Here is a 14,785-nt window from a genome sequence, read left to right as displayed (position 1 = left end):
AGGGTGGTTTTCAGCCAACCCGGGACAGTCGATGGTGCAGCGGCACGGATCCGGACCGCAGCGCCTGGTCGTGGCGGCGCAGCAGCAGCCGGGCGAGTTCCGGGGCCGCGCCGATCGGCGCGGCGACGGTGTCGACGCCGGCGGCGTGGGCCTCGGCGGCGATCCGGTCCGGCAGCAGCCCGGGGGCCAGCAGGTACGGGGCCACGGCCAGCGTGCGCAGGCCGCGGGCGCGCAGTGCGGCGACGGCGTCGGCGACCCGGGGCGGGGCGGCGGAGGCGTGGGCGACCTCGACGCCGCCCCAGCCGCGGAGCCGCTGCCAGGCGGCGGCCACCTCGCGGGTCACCGCGTTGGCGGCCGGGTCGGAGGAGCCGGCCGCGGCCAGCACGACCCCGGTGTCGGCGGAGGGGTGCACCCCCTGCTCGGCGAGGCGTCGGTCCAGGGCGTCCAGCAGCAGCGCGGACGGTCCCAGGACCGGACCTTGACGGATCGTCAGGCCCGGGTGGGCGGCGGCGGCCTCGGCCAGTACGGCCGGGATGTCGCTGCGGGCGTGGAAGGCCCGGTTCAGCAGCAGCGGCAGGGCGACCACCTCCGCGCTGCTGTGGCCGGAGCCGCCGTCCCGGCCGGAGCCCCGGTCCAGCCGGGCCAGCAGCTGGCTGATTCTCGGTGCGCAGTGGTCCAGGTAGCCGATCTCCACCTGCAGCCCGGGCCGCAGCGCCCGCACCCGCGCCGCCAGGTCGGTGACCGTGGCGGCGTGGCGCGGGTCGCGGCTGCCGTGGGCGACCAGCAGCAGCGTGCCGGGGTGGTGCAACGTCATCGACGCGCCACCAGGAGGCCGCGTGAGCGCAGCACCCGGCGCTCCAGCGGGGCGAAGATCAGCAGCTCGATGCCGATGCCGACCAGCAGGATCAGCAGGATGGTGGACAGCACGCCGGGCATGTCCTGGACCTCGCGGGCATCCTCCAGCGACTGGCCGAGACCGAGGCCCAGCGCGGGGGAGCTGGCGATGAGCTCCGCGGCCATCAGCGAGCGCCAGGCGAAGGCCCAGCCCTGCTTGAGACCGGCCAGGTAGCCGGGCAGCGCCGCGGGGAGCAGGACGTACCAGATGCCGCGCAGTCCGGTGGCGCCCAGGGTGCGTCCGGCCCGCAGGTAGAGCGGCTGGACCTGGTCGACGCCCGCCACCAGGCCGTTGGCGATGGAGGGGACGGCGCCGAGCAGCACCACGGCGTAGATGGTGGCGTTGCTGAGCCCGAACCAGATCACCGCGGCCGGGACCCAGGCCACCGAGGGGATGGACTGCAGCCCGGACAGGATCGGCCCGATCGCGGCCCGGACCGGCCTGACCTTGGCGACCAGCAGGCCGATCGGGGTGCCGATGACGACCGAGGCCAGGAAGCCCAGGGCGCCGCGCGAGAGCGAGGTCCAGATGGTGCCGAGGATGGTGCCCTGGAGCCACTGGTCGTGCAGGCTGTTCCAGACGTCCAGCGGGCTGGGCAGCAGGTCGGGGCGCTTGAGGTGGGCCGCGTAGGCGCCCTGCCAGAGCAGCAGCACCAGCGCGATGGCGATGATCGGCGGCAGCACCTTGTTGAGCACCACGCTGCGCAGCGGGGTGCGCTCGACGGTCTGGGCCTCCAGCGCGTCGAGCCCCGCGCCGAGGGACGCGGCCTCGTCGGCGGAGGCGGAGGCGGAGCCGGGACCGGTGCCGGGTACGGCGTCGACCGGCGTCTCGGTGGTCTCGGTGGTGAGGTCAGTGCTGGACATGGCGGCGGATCTCCCCTCGGAGTTGGTCGGTGATCTCGACGGAGAGGTCGGCCACCCCGGCGGATTCGATCCGGCGCGGCTGCGGCAGGTCGATGGTCCACTCGGCGGCGACCCGTCCGGGCCGGGAGGAGAGCAGCACCACGCGCTGGGCCAGGCGCACGGCCTCGCGCACGTTGTGGGTGACGAAGAGGACCGAGACGCTGGTCTCGGACCAGATCCGGGTCAGTTCCTCGTGCAGGACGTCGCGGGTGATGGCGTCGAGCGCGGCGAAGGGCTCGTCCATCAGCAGCACGTTGGCGTCCTGGGCCAGGGCGCGGGCCAGCGCGACGCGCTGGCGCATGCCGCCGGACAGTTCGTGGATCCGCTTGCCGTGCGAGCCGGTGAGCCGGACCAGGGCGAGCAGCCGCTCGGCCTCGGCCCGGCGCTCGGCCCGCGGCAGGCCGCGCAGCCGCAGCGCGAGCTCGATGTTCTGGCCGGCGGTGAGCCAGGGGAACAGCGCGTGCTCCTGGAACATCAGCGCGGCCCGGCCGCCGGGCACCTCGATGCTGCCGCTGGTGGGCTGGTCGAGTCCGGCGACCAGGTTGAGCAGGGTGGACTTGCCGCAGCCGGAGGCTCCCAGGAGGCAGACGAACTCGCCGGGCGCGACGGTGAGGCTGATGTCGTCGAGAACGGGGTGCGTGGCGCCCGCGCGCCCGAACGACTTGCTGACGTGGTCCAGCGTCACGGCCGGGGGCTCGGTGGCGAGTGCGGGGCCGGGCAGTGGTTCGGTGACTACCGGGGCCATCCGGTCACCTCCTGGAACAGGGCTGGGCTGGTGGGGAGAAGCAGGGGGCCGGGGCCCGTCCCGGTCCGTTGCGACGGGCATCGACGCGGACTCGGGACGGGCACCGGAGCTTTTCACGGGATCCGGGAGACCAATGATCCGGAAGACCAATGATCCGGGGGACCAATGATCCCGGGACTACTGGGCGCCGAGACCGGCCGCGGAGACCGGCTGCTGGCCCGCCGTGGCGAGGACCTTGTTGAGCAGGGTCAGGTCGTAGATCCCGGACAGGTCGGGGGCGGTGATGAACCCGGCCGTCACCGAGTGGTCCGCCTCGGTCTTCAGGGTGGAGGCCAGCGGGTCGTTGGTGACGCTGAGCTCGGACCAGGCGGCGTCGAGGACCTTGTCGGACAGGGCCTTCTTGGTCAGCGTGGTCAGCGCGTCGTTGGCGTCCTTCTTGGCCGCGTCCTGGTTGCCCGCGATCCAGGTGTTGGTGTCCACCGAGGCCTTCAGCACGGCCTCGACCACGTCCGGGTGGGCCTTGAGGAAGGTCTGCGAGACGATCACGTTGGTCGAGACGAACTTGCCCTCGGGCCACAGCGTCTTCTCGTCGATCAGGATCTTCGCGCCCTCGGCCACCAGCTTGGAGGCGGTCGGCTCGGGCACCCAGGCGCCGTCGATGGAGCCGGCCGAGTACGCGGTCGGGGTGATCGAGTTGTCGGTGCGGATCACCGAGACGTCGCCCTTGCCGGTCTTGGCGTCCTCCTTGAAGCCCTTGGTGGACAGGTAGTTCAGCAGCGCCACGTCCTGGGTGTTGCCCAGCTGCGGGGTGGCGATCTTCTTGCCCTTGAGGTCGTCCACGCTCTTGATCTTCGCGGGGTTGACCACCAGCTCGGCGCCGCCGGAGGTGGCACCGGAGATGATCTTCAGCGCGGCGCCCTTGGACTTGACGTAGCCGTTGATCGCGGGGGAGGGGCCGATCCAGGCGATGTCGATCGCGCCGGAGTTCAGCGCCTCGATCTCGGAGGGTCCCGCGTTGAATATCTGGGTCTTGATGGTGGTCGAGCCCAGGTCCTTCTGGAACTGGCCGTTCTGGATGCCGATCAGCGGCGTCGCGTGGGTCAGGTTCGCGAAGTAGCCGATGTGCACCGTGTCCGCGGACAGCTTGGCGGCAGAGGCGGAACCAGCGGCAGCAGCAGAGGAGGAGGGGGCCGCCGCGGTGGTGGACTTGGAGCCGTAGCTGCACGCGCTGAGCAGGCTGACGGCGGCAAGGCCGGCGGTGGCCACAAGGGCGGCGCGTCTGGCACGGGTGCGGTTCAGGGGCAGGGGCAGGGCAGACATGGAGGTGTCCTCACGATGGTGGGGCAGGAGGGTACGGCGTGGTGCTCGACCGTCGCGCCATGGGGACGCGGGGGCCGGGGAACCCGGGAGGGCGGCGCGGCTGCCGCGACGATCCGGGGCCGGGATCAGCGGATCCCGGTCAACGCCCTGCGGGACGACAGCGGGCGATCCCGCCCTGGCCCGCGCCGAGCGCGCCGCTGCCGACCCGTCCGCCTTCCTTCGCCATGCGGGAGAATGCCTCGCCGCCCATCGTGAGAACCCTTCGTGTTGGTGGTGCTGTAAAGAACTAGAACGCCTCGCCGGCCATGCCGGCCGTGAGGGTGGTGCCGTCCGCCTGGTCGATCAGCAGGAACGAACCGGTGAACCGGCTGACCGCGTACGGGTCCAGCGCCAGCGGCTCGGCCGTGCGCAGCACGACCTGGCCGATGTCGTTGACCCGGAGGCTGCCCGGCCGCTCGATCCGGTCCAGGCTGTCGATGTCGATCAGGTACGGGATGTCCTTGACGATCGCCCGGACGGTCCTGGTGGTGTGCTTGAGCAGCACCTTGTCGCCGACCGACAGCGGCCGCTCGTGCAGGTGCGAGACCGTCGCCACGACGTCCTTGGTCGGCTCCGGCGGGGTGCCGGAGGCGATCAGGTCGCCGCGGGAGACGTCGAGGTCGTCGGTCAGCCGGACCGTGACCGACTGCGGGGCCCAGGCGAGGTCGGTCTGCTTGCCGAGCACGTCGATCCCGGCCACGGTGGTGGTCAGCCCGGACGGCAGCACGGTGACGGCGTCCCCCTTGCGGAGCACCCCGGAGGCCAACTGCCCGGCGTAGCCGCGGTAGTCGAGGTGCTCGCCGCTCTGCGGGCGGATCACGTACTGGACCGGGAAGCGGGCCGGTTCGGCCGAGCGGTCGGTGCCGACCGGGACCGTCTCCAGGTGCTCCAGCAGGGTCGGGCCGCCGTACCAGTCCATGTGCGCGGACGGCTCCACCACGTTGTCCCCGGCCAGCGCCGAGATCGGAATGGCGGTCACGTCCGGCACGCCGAGCGAGGCCGCGTAGGCGTTGAACTCCTCGGCGATGGCCGCGAACACCGGCTCCGCGTAGTCGACCAGGTCCATCTTGTTGACGGCCAGGACCACGTGCGGCACCCGCAGCAGCGCGGCCACGGCCGCGTGCCGGCGGGTCTGCTGGACCACGCCGTTGCGGGCGTCGACCAGGACCACGGCCAGCTCGGCGGTGGACGCGCCGGTCACCATGTTCCGGGTGTACTGCACATGCCCCGGGGTGTCCGCGAGGATGAAGCGGCGGCGCGCGGTGGCGAAGTAGCGGTACGCCACGTCGATGGTGATGCCCTGCTCCCGCTCGGCCCGCAGGCCGTCGGTCAGCAGCGCCAGGTCGGGTGCCTCCTGCCCGCGCTTGGTGGAGGCGTCGGTGACCGCCTCCATCTGGTCGGTGAGGATTGACTTGGAGTCATGAAGCAGCCGCCCGACCAGAGTTGACTTGCCGTCATCGACGGAGCCGGCCGTGGCGAAGCGCAGCAGGGCGGTGGCCGACCCGGTCTCCAACGGGGGAGATTCGTTGTGCAGTTCGGTCGACATGTCTAGAAGTACCCCTCGCGCTTGCGGTCTTCCATGGCTGCCTCGGACACCTTGTCGTCGGCACGGGTGGCCCCGCGTTCGGTCAGTCGGCTGGCGGCCACCTCGGTGACCACGTCGGCGACGGTGGCGGCGGCCGAGTCGACCGCGCCGGTGCAGGACATGTCGCCGACGGTGCGGTAGCGGACCAGCCTGCGCTCCACCGTCTCGCCCGCCTTGGGGCCGCCCCAGTCGCCCGCGGTCAGCCACATCCCGCTGCGCTTGAAGACGTCGCGCTCATGCGCGTAGTAGATCTCCGGCAGCTCGATGCCCTCGCGCTCGATGTACTGCCAGACGTCCAGCTCGGTCCAGTTGGAGAGCGGGAAGACCCGGACGTGCTCGCCGGGGGAGTGCCGGCCGTTGTAGAGCGACCACAGTTCGGGGCGCTGCCGGCGCGGGTCCCAGGCGCCGAACTCGTCGCGGAGCGAGAACACCCGCTCCTTGGCGCGGGCCTTCTCCTCGTCCCGGCGGCCGCCGCCGAAGACCGCGTCGAAGCGGTTGGACTCGATGCCGTCCAGCAGCGGCACGGTCTGCAGCGGGTTGCGCAGCCCGTCCGGACGCTCCCGCAGCCGGCCGTCGTCGATGAAGTCCTGGACCGAGGCGACATGCAGCCGCAGGCCGTGCTCGGCCACGGTGCGGTCGCGGTAGGCCAGCACCTCGGGGAAGTTGTGGCCGGTGTCGACGTGCAGCAGCGAGAACGGCACCGCGGCCGGCCAGAACGCCTTCAGCGCCAGGTGCAGCATGACGATGGAGTCCTTGCCGCCCGAGAAGAGGACCACCGGGCGCTCGAACTCGCCGGCCACCTCGCGGAAGATGTGGACGGCCTCGGCCTCCAGGGCGTCCAGGTGGGACAGCGCATAGGGGTTGTCGTACGGGGCTGAGGCCGGGATGTCGGTCGCGGTGGTCACGCCAGTCCCCTCTCGGTGAGCAGCGCGTGCAGGGCGGCGGCCGAGTCGGCCACCGGCTGGGTGTGCGCCTGGATCCGCAGGTCGGGGGCGGTGGGGGCCTCGTAGGGGTCGTCCACCCCGGTGAGGCCCGAGATCTCGCCCGCCGCCTGCTTGGCGTACAGGCCCTTGACGTCGCGGACCGAGCAGACCTCGACCGGCGTGGCGACGTGCACCTCCAGGTACGGCGTGCCCTGCTCCGCGTGGCGGGCGGCGACGGCGGCGCGGGAGGCGGCGTAGGGGGCGATCACCGGGGCGAGCACCTTGACGCCGTTGGAGGCCAGCAGCTCGGCGACGAAGCCGATCCGCTGGATGTTGGTGTCGCGGTCCTCGGGGGTGAAGCCGAGCCCGGCGGAGAGGAAGGTGCGGATCTCGTCGCCGTCCAGGATCTCCACCCGGTGCCCCTCGGCCCGGAGTTGCTCGGCCAGGGCGAGGGCGATGGTGGTCTTCCCGGCGCTGGGCAGGCCGGTCAGCCACACGGTGGCGCCGCACTGCGCCACGGCGGCCGCCGTGGCGGGCGCTGCGTCGACTGTGGTGGTCAAGGTCTGCTCCAGAGGTCTGGGGTGTCGGGTGGGGCGGGAGCTCAGAGGTGGATGCCGCACTCGGTCTTGCCGGCGTCGGCCCAGCGGCCCGAGCGGGCGTCCTCGCCGGCCAGGATCCGCCGGGTGCAGGACTCGGGGGCGCAGCCGATCGACGCGTAGCCGTCGCTGAGCAGCAGGTTCAGCAGGATGCCGTGCTCGGCCACATAGGCGTCCACGTCGGCCTGGGTCCAGCGGGCGATCGGGGCGATCTTGACCTTCTGCCGCTTGGGGTCGTAGGAGACCACCGGCGTGTCGGCCCGGGTCGGCGACTCGTCCCGGCGCAGCCCGGTGGCCCAGGCGTCGTAGCCGGCCAGGCCGCGGTTCAGCGGCTCGACCTTGCGCAGCTTGCAGCAGAGGTCGGGGTCGCGGTCGTGCAGTTGCGGCCCGTACTCGGCGTCCTGCTCGGCCACGGACTGACGCGGGGTCAGCGTGATCACATTGACCGGGTAGACCTCGGCCACCGCGTCGCGGGTGCCGATGGTCTCCGGGAAGTGGTAGCCGGTGTCCAGGAAGATCACGTCCACCCCGGGCAGGGCGGTGGAGGCCAGGTGCGCGACCACGGCGTCCTCCATCGAGGAGGTGACCGCGAAGCGCCGGCCGAAGGTCTCGGCGGCCCAGCGCATCACCTCCTGGGCGGAGGCGTGCTCCAGGTCATGGCCCGCCTGGACGGCGAGGGCTTCCAGCTGTTCGGGTGTGCGGGTCGGTATGTCAGTCTCTGTGGTCATCCGGCGATCCCCCAGAATAAGACGTATCGGCAGAAAGCAGGCCGAGGAACTTCAGCTGGAACGCCCTTCGGCAGGAGCCGCATTCCCAACTGCCGTGCCCGCCCTCCTCGCTGGGGCGCAGATCCTCGTCCCCGCAGTAGGGGCAGTGGAACGGTGCGGCACGCTCGCTCACTTGAGGGCCTCCTCGTCCGCGCGCAGGGTCCACTCGGCGAAGGGCTCGTCCTCGGTGCGCTCCTTCTCGAAGCGGCGCAGCACCCGCTCCACATAGTCGGGGAGCTCGTCGGCGGTGACCTTGTGGCCGCGGATCTTGCGGCCGAAGCCGGCCTGGAAGCCGAGGGCGCCGCCGAGGTGCACCTGGAAGCCCTCCACCTGCTCGCCGTCCGCGTTCAGCACCAGCTGGCCCTTGAGCCCGATGTCGCCGGTCTGGACCCGGGCGCAGGCGTTGGGGCAGCCGTTGATGTTGATGCTGATCGGCTGGTCGAAGTCGGGCAGGCGCTGCTCCAGGTCGGCGATCAGATCCCGGCCCAGGCCCTTGGTCTCGACGATGGCGAGCTTGCAGAACTCGATGCCGGTGCAGGCGATGGTGCCGCGCCGGAACGAGGACGGGCGGACCTGGAAGTCCAGCGCGTCCAGTGCCGCGACCAGCGACTCGACCTGGTCGGCGGCGACGTCCAGGATGATCATCTTCTGCTCGACCGTGGTGCGCAGCCGGTCCGAGCCGTGGGCGGCGGCGACGTCCGCGATCTTCGCCAGGGTCGCCCCGTCCACCCGGCCGACCTTGGGGGCGAAACCGACGTAGAAGTTGCCGTCGTTCTGCGGGTGGACGCCGACGTGGTCGCGCCAGCGGGTGCTGGGCTCGGCCGGGGCCGGGCCGTCCAGCAGCGGGCGCTTGAGGTACTCGTCCTCGAGGATCTGCCGGAACTTGGCCGGTCCCCAGTCCGCCATCAGGAACTTCAGCCGGGCCCGGGTGCGCAGTCGGCGGTAGCCGTAGTCGCGGAAGATGCCGACCACGCCGGCCCACACGTCCGGGACCTCGTCCAGCGGCACCCAGGCGCCGAGGCGCTCGGCCAGCCGGGGGTTGGTGGAGAGGCCGCCGCCGACCCAGACGTCGAAGCCGGGGCCGTGCTCGGGGTGGACCACGCCGACGAAGGCGATGTCGTTGATCTCGTGCACCACGTCCTGGACCGGGGATCCGGAGATCGCGGTCTTGAACTTGCGCGGGAGGTTGGAGAACTCCTTGTTGCCGATGTAGCGCTCGTGGATCTCGTCCACGGCCCAGGTGCCGTCGATGATCTCGTCCTCGGCGATACCGGCGACCGGGGAGCCGATGATGACGCGCGGGCAGTCGCCGCAGGCCTCGGTGGTGGACAGGCCGACGGCCTCCAGCTTCTGCCAGATCGCCGGGACGTCCTCGATCCTGATCCAGTGCAGCTGGATGTTCTGCCGGTCGGTGATGTCGGCGGTGCCGCGGGCGTAGGTGTCGGAGACCTCGCCGATGGCGCGCAGCTGAGCGGTGGTCAGCCGGCCGCCGTCGATCCGGACCCGGAGCATGAAGTGCTCGTCGTCCAGCTCGTGCGGCTCCAGGATCGCGGTCTTGCCGCCGTCGATGCCGGCCTTGCGCTGGGTGTAGAGGCCCCACCAGCGCATCCGGCCGCGCAGGTCGGCCGGGTCGATGCTGTCGAAGCCGCGCTGGGAGTAGATCGTCTCAATGCGTGTCCGCACATTGAGACCGTCGTCGTCCTTCTTGAACTGCTCATTGGCGTTCAGCGGAGTGAAGTGACCCATGGCCCACTGACCCTCACCGCGGTGGCGGGTCACCTTGCGGGTGACCGCCGGGCGGCGCTCGGCGTCGTCGGGGGTGGGGGCGGAAGCCATGGTGCAGTCCTTCGGCAGAGTGGCGGGGGCCTGGGTGCCTGACGGCGGTTCCCGGTCTGCACAGCGGCGCTGACCTGCACGATCATGTCTCGGCTCGTGTGGGTGTGCGCGGCGGTGACCTGATCCGGGCCGACAGGCGGCGGGTCGTTACAGCACTACGGCAGTGTGGTCTCAGGTCGCCGGACAGATGGCGCTGGACATGCGGCCGAGATCGACGTGAAGTCGACCGACCAGGGCAGTTCCAGAACCAGACATGGCAGAAGCCTCGCATGCCGAGGTTTCTTGCGTCCAGCACCGTCCATTATATGAACAAATATGTCTCGCCTGGTGAGATCAGCTGATGAGAGGCCTGCTCCGGTCCACGATGGCACCGAGATCGAGGCCCACCGGCAGCGTACCGAAGGTCGAACCCCAGTCGCGGCCGAGGCGGGAGACGCAGAAGGCGTCGGCGACCGCGGCCGGGGCCTGCCGCAGCAGCAGCGAGGCCTGCAGCAGCAGCGCCAGCCGCTCGACCACCCGGCGCGCCCTGGCCTCCAGGCCCTCCTGGTCGGCCAGCTCGGTGAGCAGCTCCTTCAGCGCGGCGTCGAAGTGCCGGTCGGCGCCCTCGGCGAGTCGCAGCTCGGCCAGGAAGGCGTCCACCACCTGCGGTTCCCGGGTCAGCACCCGGACCACGTCCAGGGCGTTGACGCTGCCGGAGCCCTCCCAGACCGAGTTCAGCGGGGACTCGCGGAACAGCCGGGGCATCCCCGACTCCTCCACATAGCCGTTGCCGCCCAGGCACTCCAGCGCCTCGGCGGCCACGGCCGGGGCCCGCTTGGTAATCCAGTATTTGGACACGGCGACCGCCAGGCGGCGGAAATCCCTCTCCTCGGACGTGGCCGAGTCAAAGGCGGCCGCCAGCCGCAGCGCCGTCACCGTGGCCGCCTCCGACTCCAGCGACAGGTCCGCGAGCACATTGCGCATCAGCGGCTTCTCCAGCAGCAGGCCGCCGAAGGCGCTGCGGTGCGCGGCGTGGTGCGAGGCCTGGGCCAGCGCCTGCCGGATCAGCGAGGTCGAGCCCAGCACGCAGTCCATCCGGGTCGCCGCCACCATCTCGATGATGGTCGGCACCCCGCGCCCCTCCGGGCCGAGCCGCTGGGCCCAGGTGGTGCCGTCGAACTCCACCTCCGAGGAGGCGTTGGAGCGGTTGCCCAGCTTGTCCTTCAACCGCTGGATCCGGAAGGCGTTCCTGGTCCCGTCCGGCAGCACCCGGGGCAGAACGAAGCAGGTCAGGCCGCCGGGGGCCTGCGCCAGCACCAGGAAGACGTCCGACATGGGCGCCGAGCAGAACCACTTGTGCCCGGTCAGCGCGTACTCGCCGTCGGCCGCCAGCGGCACCGCCGTCGTGGTGTTCGCCCGGACGTCGGAGCCGCCCTGCTTCTCGGTCATCCCCATCCCGGCCAGCGCCCCGCGCTTCTCGCCCGGCGCCCGCAGCCCCGGGTCGTAGGTCCGGGAGGTCAGCAGCGGCACCCACTGCTGCTCCAGCGCCGGGTCGGCGCGCAGGGCCGGAACAGCGGCATGGGTCATCGACACCGGGCAGCCGTGCCCGTACTCGGCCTGCGACCACACCATGAAGCCCGCGGCCCGGCGCAGATGCCCGTTCATCCTGGTCCAGGCGTCGCCGGTCAGGCCCGCCGAGACGGCGCGGTCCAGCAGCTGGTGCCAGGCCGGGTGGAACTCGACCTCGTCGATCCGGTTGCCGTAGCGGTCGTGGGTGCGCAGCTCCGGCTCGCTGCTGTTGGCCTGCTCGCCCCAGCGCTGCGCCTCGGCCGAGCCGGCCGCCCGGCCCAGCACGCTCAGCTCCGCGTCGATCTCGCCGAGCCGCTTGGGCGTGGCGTAGCGGGCCACGCCCTCGCGCAGCGCGGTGTCCGCGGCGTAGACGTCGTAGTCGACCAGCGGCGGCGGCTGGTTGGTGACGGTGTGGGTCGCGGGCGGGGGCGTCGTCATGCCTGTCACCGTAGGCCCGGAGGGTGGGCGAGGCCAGCAGTGTCGGCGACGAACTCGCGGACCAGGCCTGCTGTGGCGCTCCCGTGCACCAGCAGCGCGGCCCAGTGCCCGGTGTCCAGGGTGCGCCGGCGCAGAGCCGGCACCCAGCGCTCCAGGTCCTCGTTCAGGGCCGGGCGGACGTAGTTGTCGCGGCTGAGGGTGATCAGCTGCACCGGCAGATCGGTCGTCCGCTGACGGGGCTTCAGCAGCCGGGGCAGCATATTGGCGCGGTAGAGCTTGATGCCGTGCACGGCGTCCTCGGCCAGCGTCGCCTGCGGGTGGCCGGGGCGGGGCGGGACCGCCTCGATCCGCTGCAGCAGCGCGCCCCAGCGCCGGGCCAGGACGTACCGCCAGGCGGCCGGGGCGAGCACCGGGACGTGGAAGGCGCCGATGTACCAGGAGTGGGTGAGCTGGTTGACCAGCTGGACCAGGTGGCGCGGCGTCGGCCGGCCCGCGCGGCGCCGCTGCCAGTGGCCGACATGGTCCAGGCAGGGGCCGGAGATGGTGGTGAACGAGGCGATCGCCACCTCCGCACCGGGGCGGGTGACCGCCTCCCAGGACTGCACCGAGCCCCAGTCGTGCGCCACCACATGCACCGGCCGCCCGGGGCTGACCGCCTCGGCGACCGCGAACAGATCGTCGGCGAGGAGTTCCAGCCGGTAGTCGTTGACCCGGGACGGACGGCCGGAGGCCCCGGCGCCGCGGACGTCGTAGCGGACCACATGGTGGTCGGCGGCGAGGTCCGCGGCCACGTCGTCCCAGACCGCGTGGGTGTCCGGGTAGCCGTGCACCAGCAGCACGGTGGGGTGGTCCGGGTTCCCGGCGGCGTGGACCGCGAGCGGGACGCGGGAGGAGCCGATGACGGTCTTGAGGGCTGATGGTGCGTCAGGCATGGTGCCTATCCTTCCAGTTCCAGGCATTCGCCCTCGGGGGCGCGGGACACGCAGACGAGCATCTGGCCCTCGGCCCGCTCCTGGTCGCTGAGCCTGCGGTCGCGGTGCTCGACCGTGCCGGAGACCACCTGGCGGCGGCAGACCCCGCAGAAGCCCTGGCGACAGGAGTAGGCGGTGCCCGGGTCGTCGGCCGCCAGCACGTCCAGCGCGCTGCGGTCGGCCGGGACCCGCAGCACCCGGCCGCTGCCGCGCAGCCGCAGGGTGAACGGGCGGCCGCCGACCACCGGGGCGGCGCTGAAGCGCTCGAAGTGCAGCGCGGTGGCGGGGGAGGTCTCGAAGGCGGCGCGGACGGTGTCCAGCATCGGAGCCGGGCCGCAGACATAGACGGCGGTGCCGGGGCCTGCTCCGCGCAGCAGCTCGGCCCCTTCGGCGGGGCCGCCGTGCTCGTCGTCGGCGCAGAAGGTGATCCGCTCGCCGCCGGGGTCCAGCGCGGCCAGTTCCTCGGCGAAGGGCATCGACCCGCGGGATCGGCCGGTGTGCACCAGCCGCCAGTCGAGGCCGCGCCGGGCGGCCTCGCGGGCCATCGCCAGGATCGGGGTGATCCCGATGCCGCCCGCGACCAGCAGCACCGAGGCGTCGGCGGCGAAGGGGAAGGCGTTGCGCGGGGCGCTGACGGTCAGTCGGGTGCCCTGCGGCAGCCCGGTGTGGATCTCGGCGGAGCCGCCCCCGCCGGCCGGCAGGTGCCGGACCGCGATCCGGTAGCCGCTGCGGTCGGCCGGATCGCCGCAGAGCGAGTACTGCCGGCGCAGGCCCGAGGGCAGGGTCAGATCCAGGTGCGCGCCGGGCTGCCAGGGCGGCAGCGGTGCGCCGTCCGGCGCCCGGAGCAGCAGCGAGACCACGCCCTCGGCCACGGGCGTGCGCGCGGCGACCAGCACCGTCAGCTGGTCGCTGACGGGCTGGGGCGGGCGGCGGCCGTAGCGGTCCCTGCGGGTGGTGAGCGGCAGGTAGTAGCGGACCAGGGTGTCCAGGAAGCGCAGGTAGCGCTCCTCCGGTCGGTGACCGTAGGGGTCGGCGGGAGCCTCGGGTCGGCGACCGTGCGGGTCGGCCGGAGGCAGCTCGTGGCTCATGGGGCGGCTGGTCCCTCTCTCCATACGTCCGAAGGTGCGCCCGGCCCGGCCCGGGGCCGGCGGTCGGTGCAGGTGGGCGGTGGCCGCTAGTGCGCGGCGGCGCGGGCTGCGGGGGAGGTGCCCAGGTAGGCGACGGCCTGCCGGGTCGAGCCCTCCTGGGTGGGGTGGTAGCGGGGGCTGAGGTAGCGCGCCGCCGAGCGGGAGGCCCGTCCCAGCCGGGGCAGCAGCCCGCGCCGGGAGGCCGAGGTGTAGCCGCGCCAGCTCGGGACCACCGCGGAGGCCAGTTCCGGGTCGTGCGCCAGCAGGAAGCGGGTGCCGCTGATCCAGAGCTTGAGCATGACCGGACCGGTGATCGCCATCGCCCGCACCCGGCGCAGATAGCCGGGATCCAGGTGCCGCAGCAGGTCGTAGGCGACGCTGCGGTGCTCGACCTCCTCGGCGCCGTGCCAGCGGATCAGGTCCAGCATGGTCGGGTCGGTCCCGGCCCGGTCCAGGCCGTCGGCGTTGAGCACCCAGTCGCCGAGGAAGGCGGTGAAGTGCTCGATGGCGGCGACGATGGCCACCCGTTCGATCAGGCTCTCCCGGGAGGCCGTCCCGGTCAGTTCGGGGCGCTCGCCGAGGATCCGCTGGAACAGGTACTCGACCTGGGCGACATAGGGCCGGGGGTCCAGGCCCTTGGCGAGCAGGTGGTCCAGCACGCCCTGGTGCGCCTCGGCGTGGATCGCCTCCTGGCCGACGAAGCCGAGCACCTGCTCGCGCAGCCGCTCGTCCCTGATCAGCGGCAGCGCCTCCTTGAAGGTCCGGACGAACCAGCGCTCGCCCTCGGGCAGCAGCAGGTGCAGCACATTGACGACATGGGTGGCCAGGGGCTCACCGGGGATCCAGTGCATCGGCAGGGCGTCCCAGTCGAAGTGGACGTCCCTGGGCTGCAGCACCAGCCCGTGGTGCTCGTCGTCGCCGGTCGTGGCATGCGGCATGAAGACCCTCCCTGGGGATACTTACTGAACAGTAAGGTCGGTGGGCGGTGCGCCGATAGGGGTCAGAACCGATCGAGATCTTTGATGGGCCATAAATTTGGCTTATGCATCCATAGCCCGGAGCCGGGTACTGTGACGCGGTGCCACTTAGGCAT

The 14,785-nt window shown here is 72.2% G+C and carries 15 protein-coding genes; all 15 read right to left on the bottom strand.

Annotated elements, in window-relative coordinates; all coding sequences use genetic code 11:
- Positions 1 to 10 precede the first annotated feature (10 nt).
- The 15 genes from ACXKR8_RS12415 to ACXKR8_RS12345 all read right to left on the bottom strand — a co-directional run bounded on the left by ACXKR8_RS12415 (position 11) and on the right by ACXKR8_RS12345 (position 14,630).
- Positions 11 to 814: a sirohydrochlorin chelatase gene (locus tag ACXKR8_RS12415; RefSeq protein WP_458272953.1), complete on the bottom strand. Its 804-nt coding sequence runs from the start codon at positions 812 to 814 to the stop codon at positions 11 to 13.
- Positions 811 to 1,758, bottom strand: coding sequence for an ABC transporter permease (locus tag ACXKR8_RS12410; protein ID WP_458272952.1), 948 nt, complete (start codon positions 1,756 to 1,758; stop codon positions 811 to 813). The genes ACXKR8_RS12415 and ACXKR8_RS12410 overlap by 4 nt, the downstream gene beginning before the upstream one ends.
- The gene (locus tag ACXKR8_RS12405; RefSeq protein ID WP_458272951.1) at positions 1,745 to 2,542 is read right to left on the bottom strand and encodes an ABC transporter ATP-binding protein; all 798 of its coding nucleotides are present in this window, start codon (positions 2,540 to 2,542) and stop codon (positions 1,745 to 1,747) included. The genes ACXKR8_RS12410 and ACXKR8_RS12405 overlap by 14 nt, the downstream gene beginning before the upstream one ends.
- A gap of 177 nt (positions 2,543 to 2,719) precedes the next feature.
- Positions 2,720 to 3,862: an aliphatic sulfonate ABC transporter substrate-binding protein gene (locus ACXKR8_RS12400; RefSeq protein ID WP_458272950.1), complete on the bottom strand. Its 1,143-nt coding sequence runs from the start codon at positions 3,860 to 3,862 to the stop codon at positions 2,720 to 2,722.
- A 286-nt stretch (positions 3,863 to 4,148) separates the two neighbouring features.
- A complete protein-coding gene (locus tag ACXKR8_RS12395) occupies positions 4,149 to 5,447 on the bottom strand; it encodes a sulfate adenylyltransferase subunit 1 (RefSeq protein ID WP_458272949.1) in 1,299 nt (432 codons plus the stop codon).
- 2 nt (positions 5,448 to 5,449) lie between these two features.
- Entirely contained in the window at positions 5,450 to 6,391 is a 942-nt protein-coding gene (cysD, locus tag ACXKR8_RS12390; RefSeq protein WP_458272948.1) for a sulfate adenylyltransferase subunit CysD, read from the bottom strand.
- Complete coding sequence (gene cysC, locus ACXKR8_RS12385) at positions 6,388 to 6,969, bottom strand: adenylyl-sulfate kinase (protein WP_458272947.1); 582 nt, start codon at positions 6,967 to 6,969, stop codon at positions 6,388 to 6,390. Before cysC ends, cysD begins: the two co-directional genes overlap by 4 nt.
- Positions 6,970 to 7,010: 41 nt before the next feature.
- Positions 7,011 to 7,733, bottom strand: a complete 723-nt coding sequence (locus ACXKR8_RS12380) for a phosphoadenylyl-sulfate reductase (protein ID WP_458272946.1) — start codon at positions 7,731 to 7,733, stop codon at positions 7,011 to 7,013.
- Positions 7,717 to 7,905 carry a hypothetical protein gene (locus tag ACXKR8_RS12375; protein ID WP_458272945.1) on the bottom strand — a complete coding sequence of 63 codons (189 nt, stop codon included), beginning with the start codon at positions 7,903 to 7,905 and terminating at the stop codon, positions 7,717 to 7,719. The genes ACXKR8_RS12380 and ACXKR8_RS12375 overlap by 17 nt, the downstream gene beginning before the upstream one ends.
- Positions 7,902 to 9,608 carry a nitrite/sulfite reductase gene (locus ACXKR8_RS12370; protein WP_458272944.1) on the bottom strand — a complete coding sequence of 569 codons (1,707 nt, stop codon included), beginning with the start codon at positions 9,606 to 9,608 and terminating at the stop codon, positions 7,902 to 7,904. Before ACXKR8_RS12370 ends, ACXKR8_RS12375 begins: the two co-directional genes overlap by 4 nt.
- 171 nt (positions 9,609 to 9,779) lie before the next feature.
- Complete coding sequence (locus tag ACXKR8_RS12365) at positions 9,780 to 9,863, bottom strand: putative leader peptide (RefSeq protein ID WP_380513258.1); 84 nt, start codon at positions 9,861 to 9,863, stop codon at positions 9,780 to 9,782.
- 78 nt (positions 9,864 to 9,941) lie between these two features.
- On the bottom strand, positions 9,942 to 11,594 hold the full coding sequence (locus ACXKR8_RS12360) for an acyl-CoA dehydrogenase family protein (RefSeq protein ID WP_458272943.1): 1,653 nt from the start codon (positions 11,592 to 11,594) through the stop codon (positions 9,942 to 9,944).
- Between the two features lie 5 nt (positions 11,595 to 11,599).
- On the bottom strand, positions 11,600 to 12,526 hold the full coding sequence (locus ACXKR8_RS12355) for an alpha/beta fold hydrolase (RefSeq protein ID WP_458272942.1): 927 nt from the start codon (positions 12,524 to 12,526) through the stop codon (positions 11,600 to 11,602).
- Positions 12,527 to 12,531: 5 nt separating this feature from the next.
- A complete protein-coding gene (locus ACXKR8_RS12350) occupies positions 12,532 to 13,653 on the bottom strand; it encodes a PDR/VanB family oxidoreductase (protein WP_458272941.1) in 1,122 nt (373 codons plus the stop codon).
- 86 nt (positions 13,654 to 13,739) lie between these two features.
- Entirely contained in the window at positions 13,740 to 14,630 is an 891-nt protein-coding gene (locus ACXKR8_RS12345; RefSeq protein ID WP_458272940.1) for a metal-dependent hydrolase, read from the bottom strand.
- Positions 14,631 to 14,785: the final 155 nt, after the last annotated feature.

It is taken from the genome of Streptacidiphilus sp. PAMC 29251, assembly GCF_054208735.2.
The sequence above is the reverse complement of the archived record's forward strand: the minus strand, read 5'-3'. Positions and strand labels throughout refer to the sequence as shown.

Bases quoted from the DNA above. Each gene is read 5' to 3' on its own strand.
- ACXKR8_RS12410 (WP_458272952.1), bottom strand. From the start codon at position 1,758: ATGTCCAGCACTGACCTCACCACCGAGACCACCGAGACGCCGGTCGAC.
- ACXKR8_RS12360 (WP_458272943.1), bottom strand. From the start codon at position 11,594: ATGACGACGCCCCCGCCCGCGACCCACACCGTCACCAACCAGCCGCCG.
- ACXKR8_RS12415 (WP_458272953.1), bottom strand. From the start codon at position 814: ATGACGTTGCACCACCCCGGCACGCTGCTGCTGGTCGCCCACGGCAGC.
- ACXKR8_RS12370 (WP_458272944.1), bottom strand. From the start codon at position 9,608: ATGGCTTCCGCCCCCACCCCCGACGACGCCGAGCGCCGCCCGGCGGTC.
- ACXKR8_RS12345 (WP_458272940.1), bottom strand. From the start codon at position 14,630: ATGCCGCATGCCACGACCGGCGACGACGAGCACCACGGGCTGGTGCTG.
- ACXKR8_RS12395 (WP_458272949.1), bottom strand. From the start codon at position 5,447: ATGTCGACCGAACTGCACAACGAATCTCCCCCGTTGGAGACCGGGTCG.
- ACXKR8_RS12355 (WP_458272942.1), bottom strand. From the start codon at position 12,526: ATGCCTGACGCACCATCAGCCCTCAAGACCGTCATCGGCTCCTCCCGC.
- ACXKR8_RS12380 (WP_458272946.1), bottom strand. From the start codon at position 7,733: ATGACCACAGAGACTGACATACCGACCCGCACACCCGAACAGCTGGAA.
- ACXKR8_RS12405 (WP_458272951.1), bottom strand. From the start codon at position 2,542: ATGGCCCCGGTAGTCACCGAACCACTGCCCGGCCCCGCACTCGCCACC.
- ACXKR8_RS12400 (WP_458272950.1), bottom strand. From the start codon at position 3,862: ATGTCTGCCCTGCCCCTGCCCCTGAACCGCACCCGTGCCAGACGCGCC.
- ACXKR8_RS12365 (WP_380513258.1), bottom strand. From the start codon at position 9,863: ATGTCTGGTTCTGGAACTGCCCTGGTCGGTCGACTTCACGTCGATCTC.
- ACXKR8_RS12350 (WP_458272941.1), bottom strand. From the start codon at position 13,653: ATGAGCCACGAGCTGCCTCCGGCCGACCCGCACGGTCGCCGACCCGAG.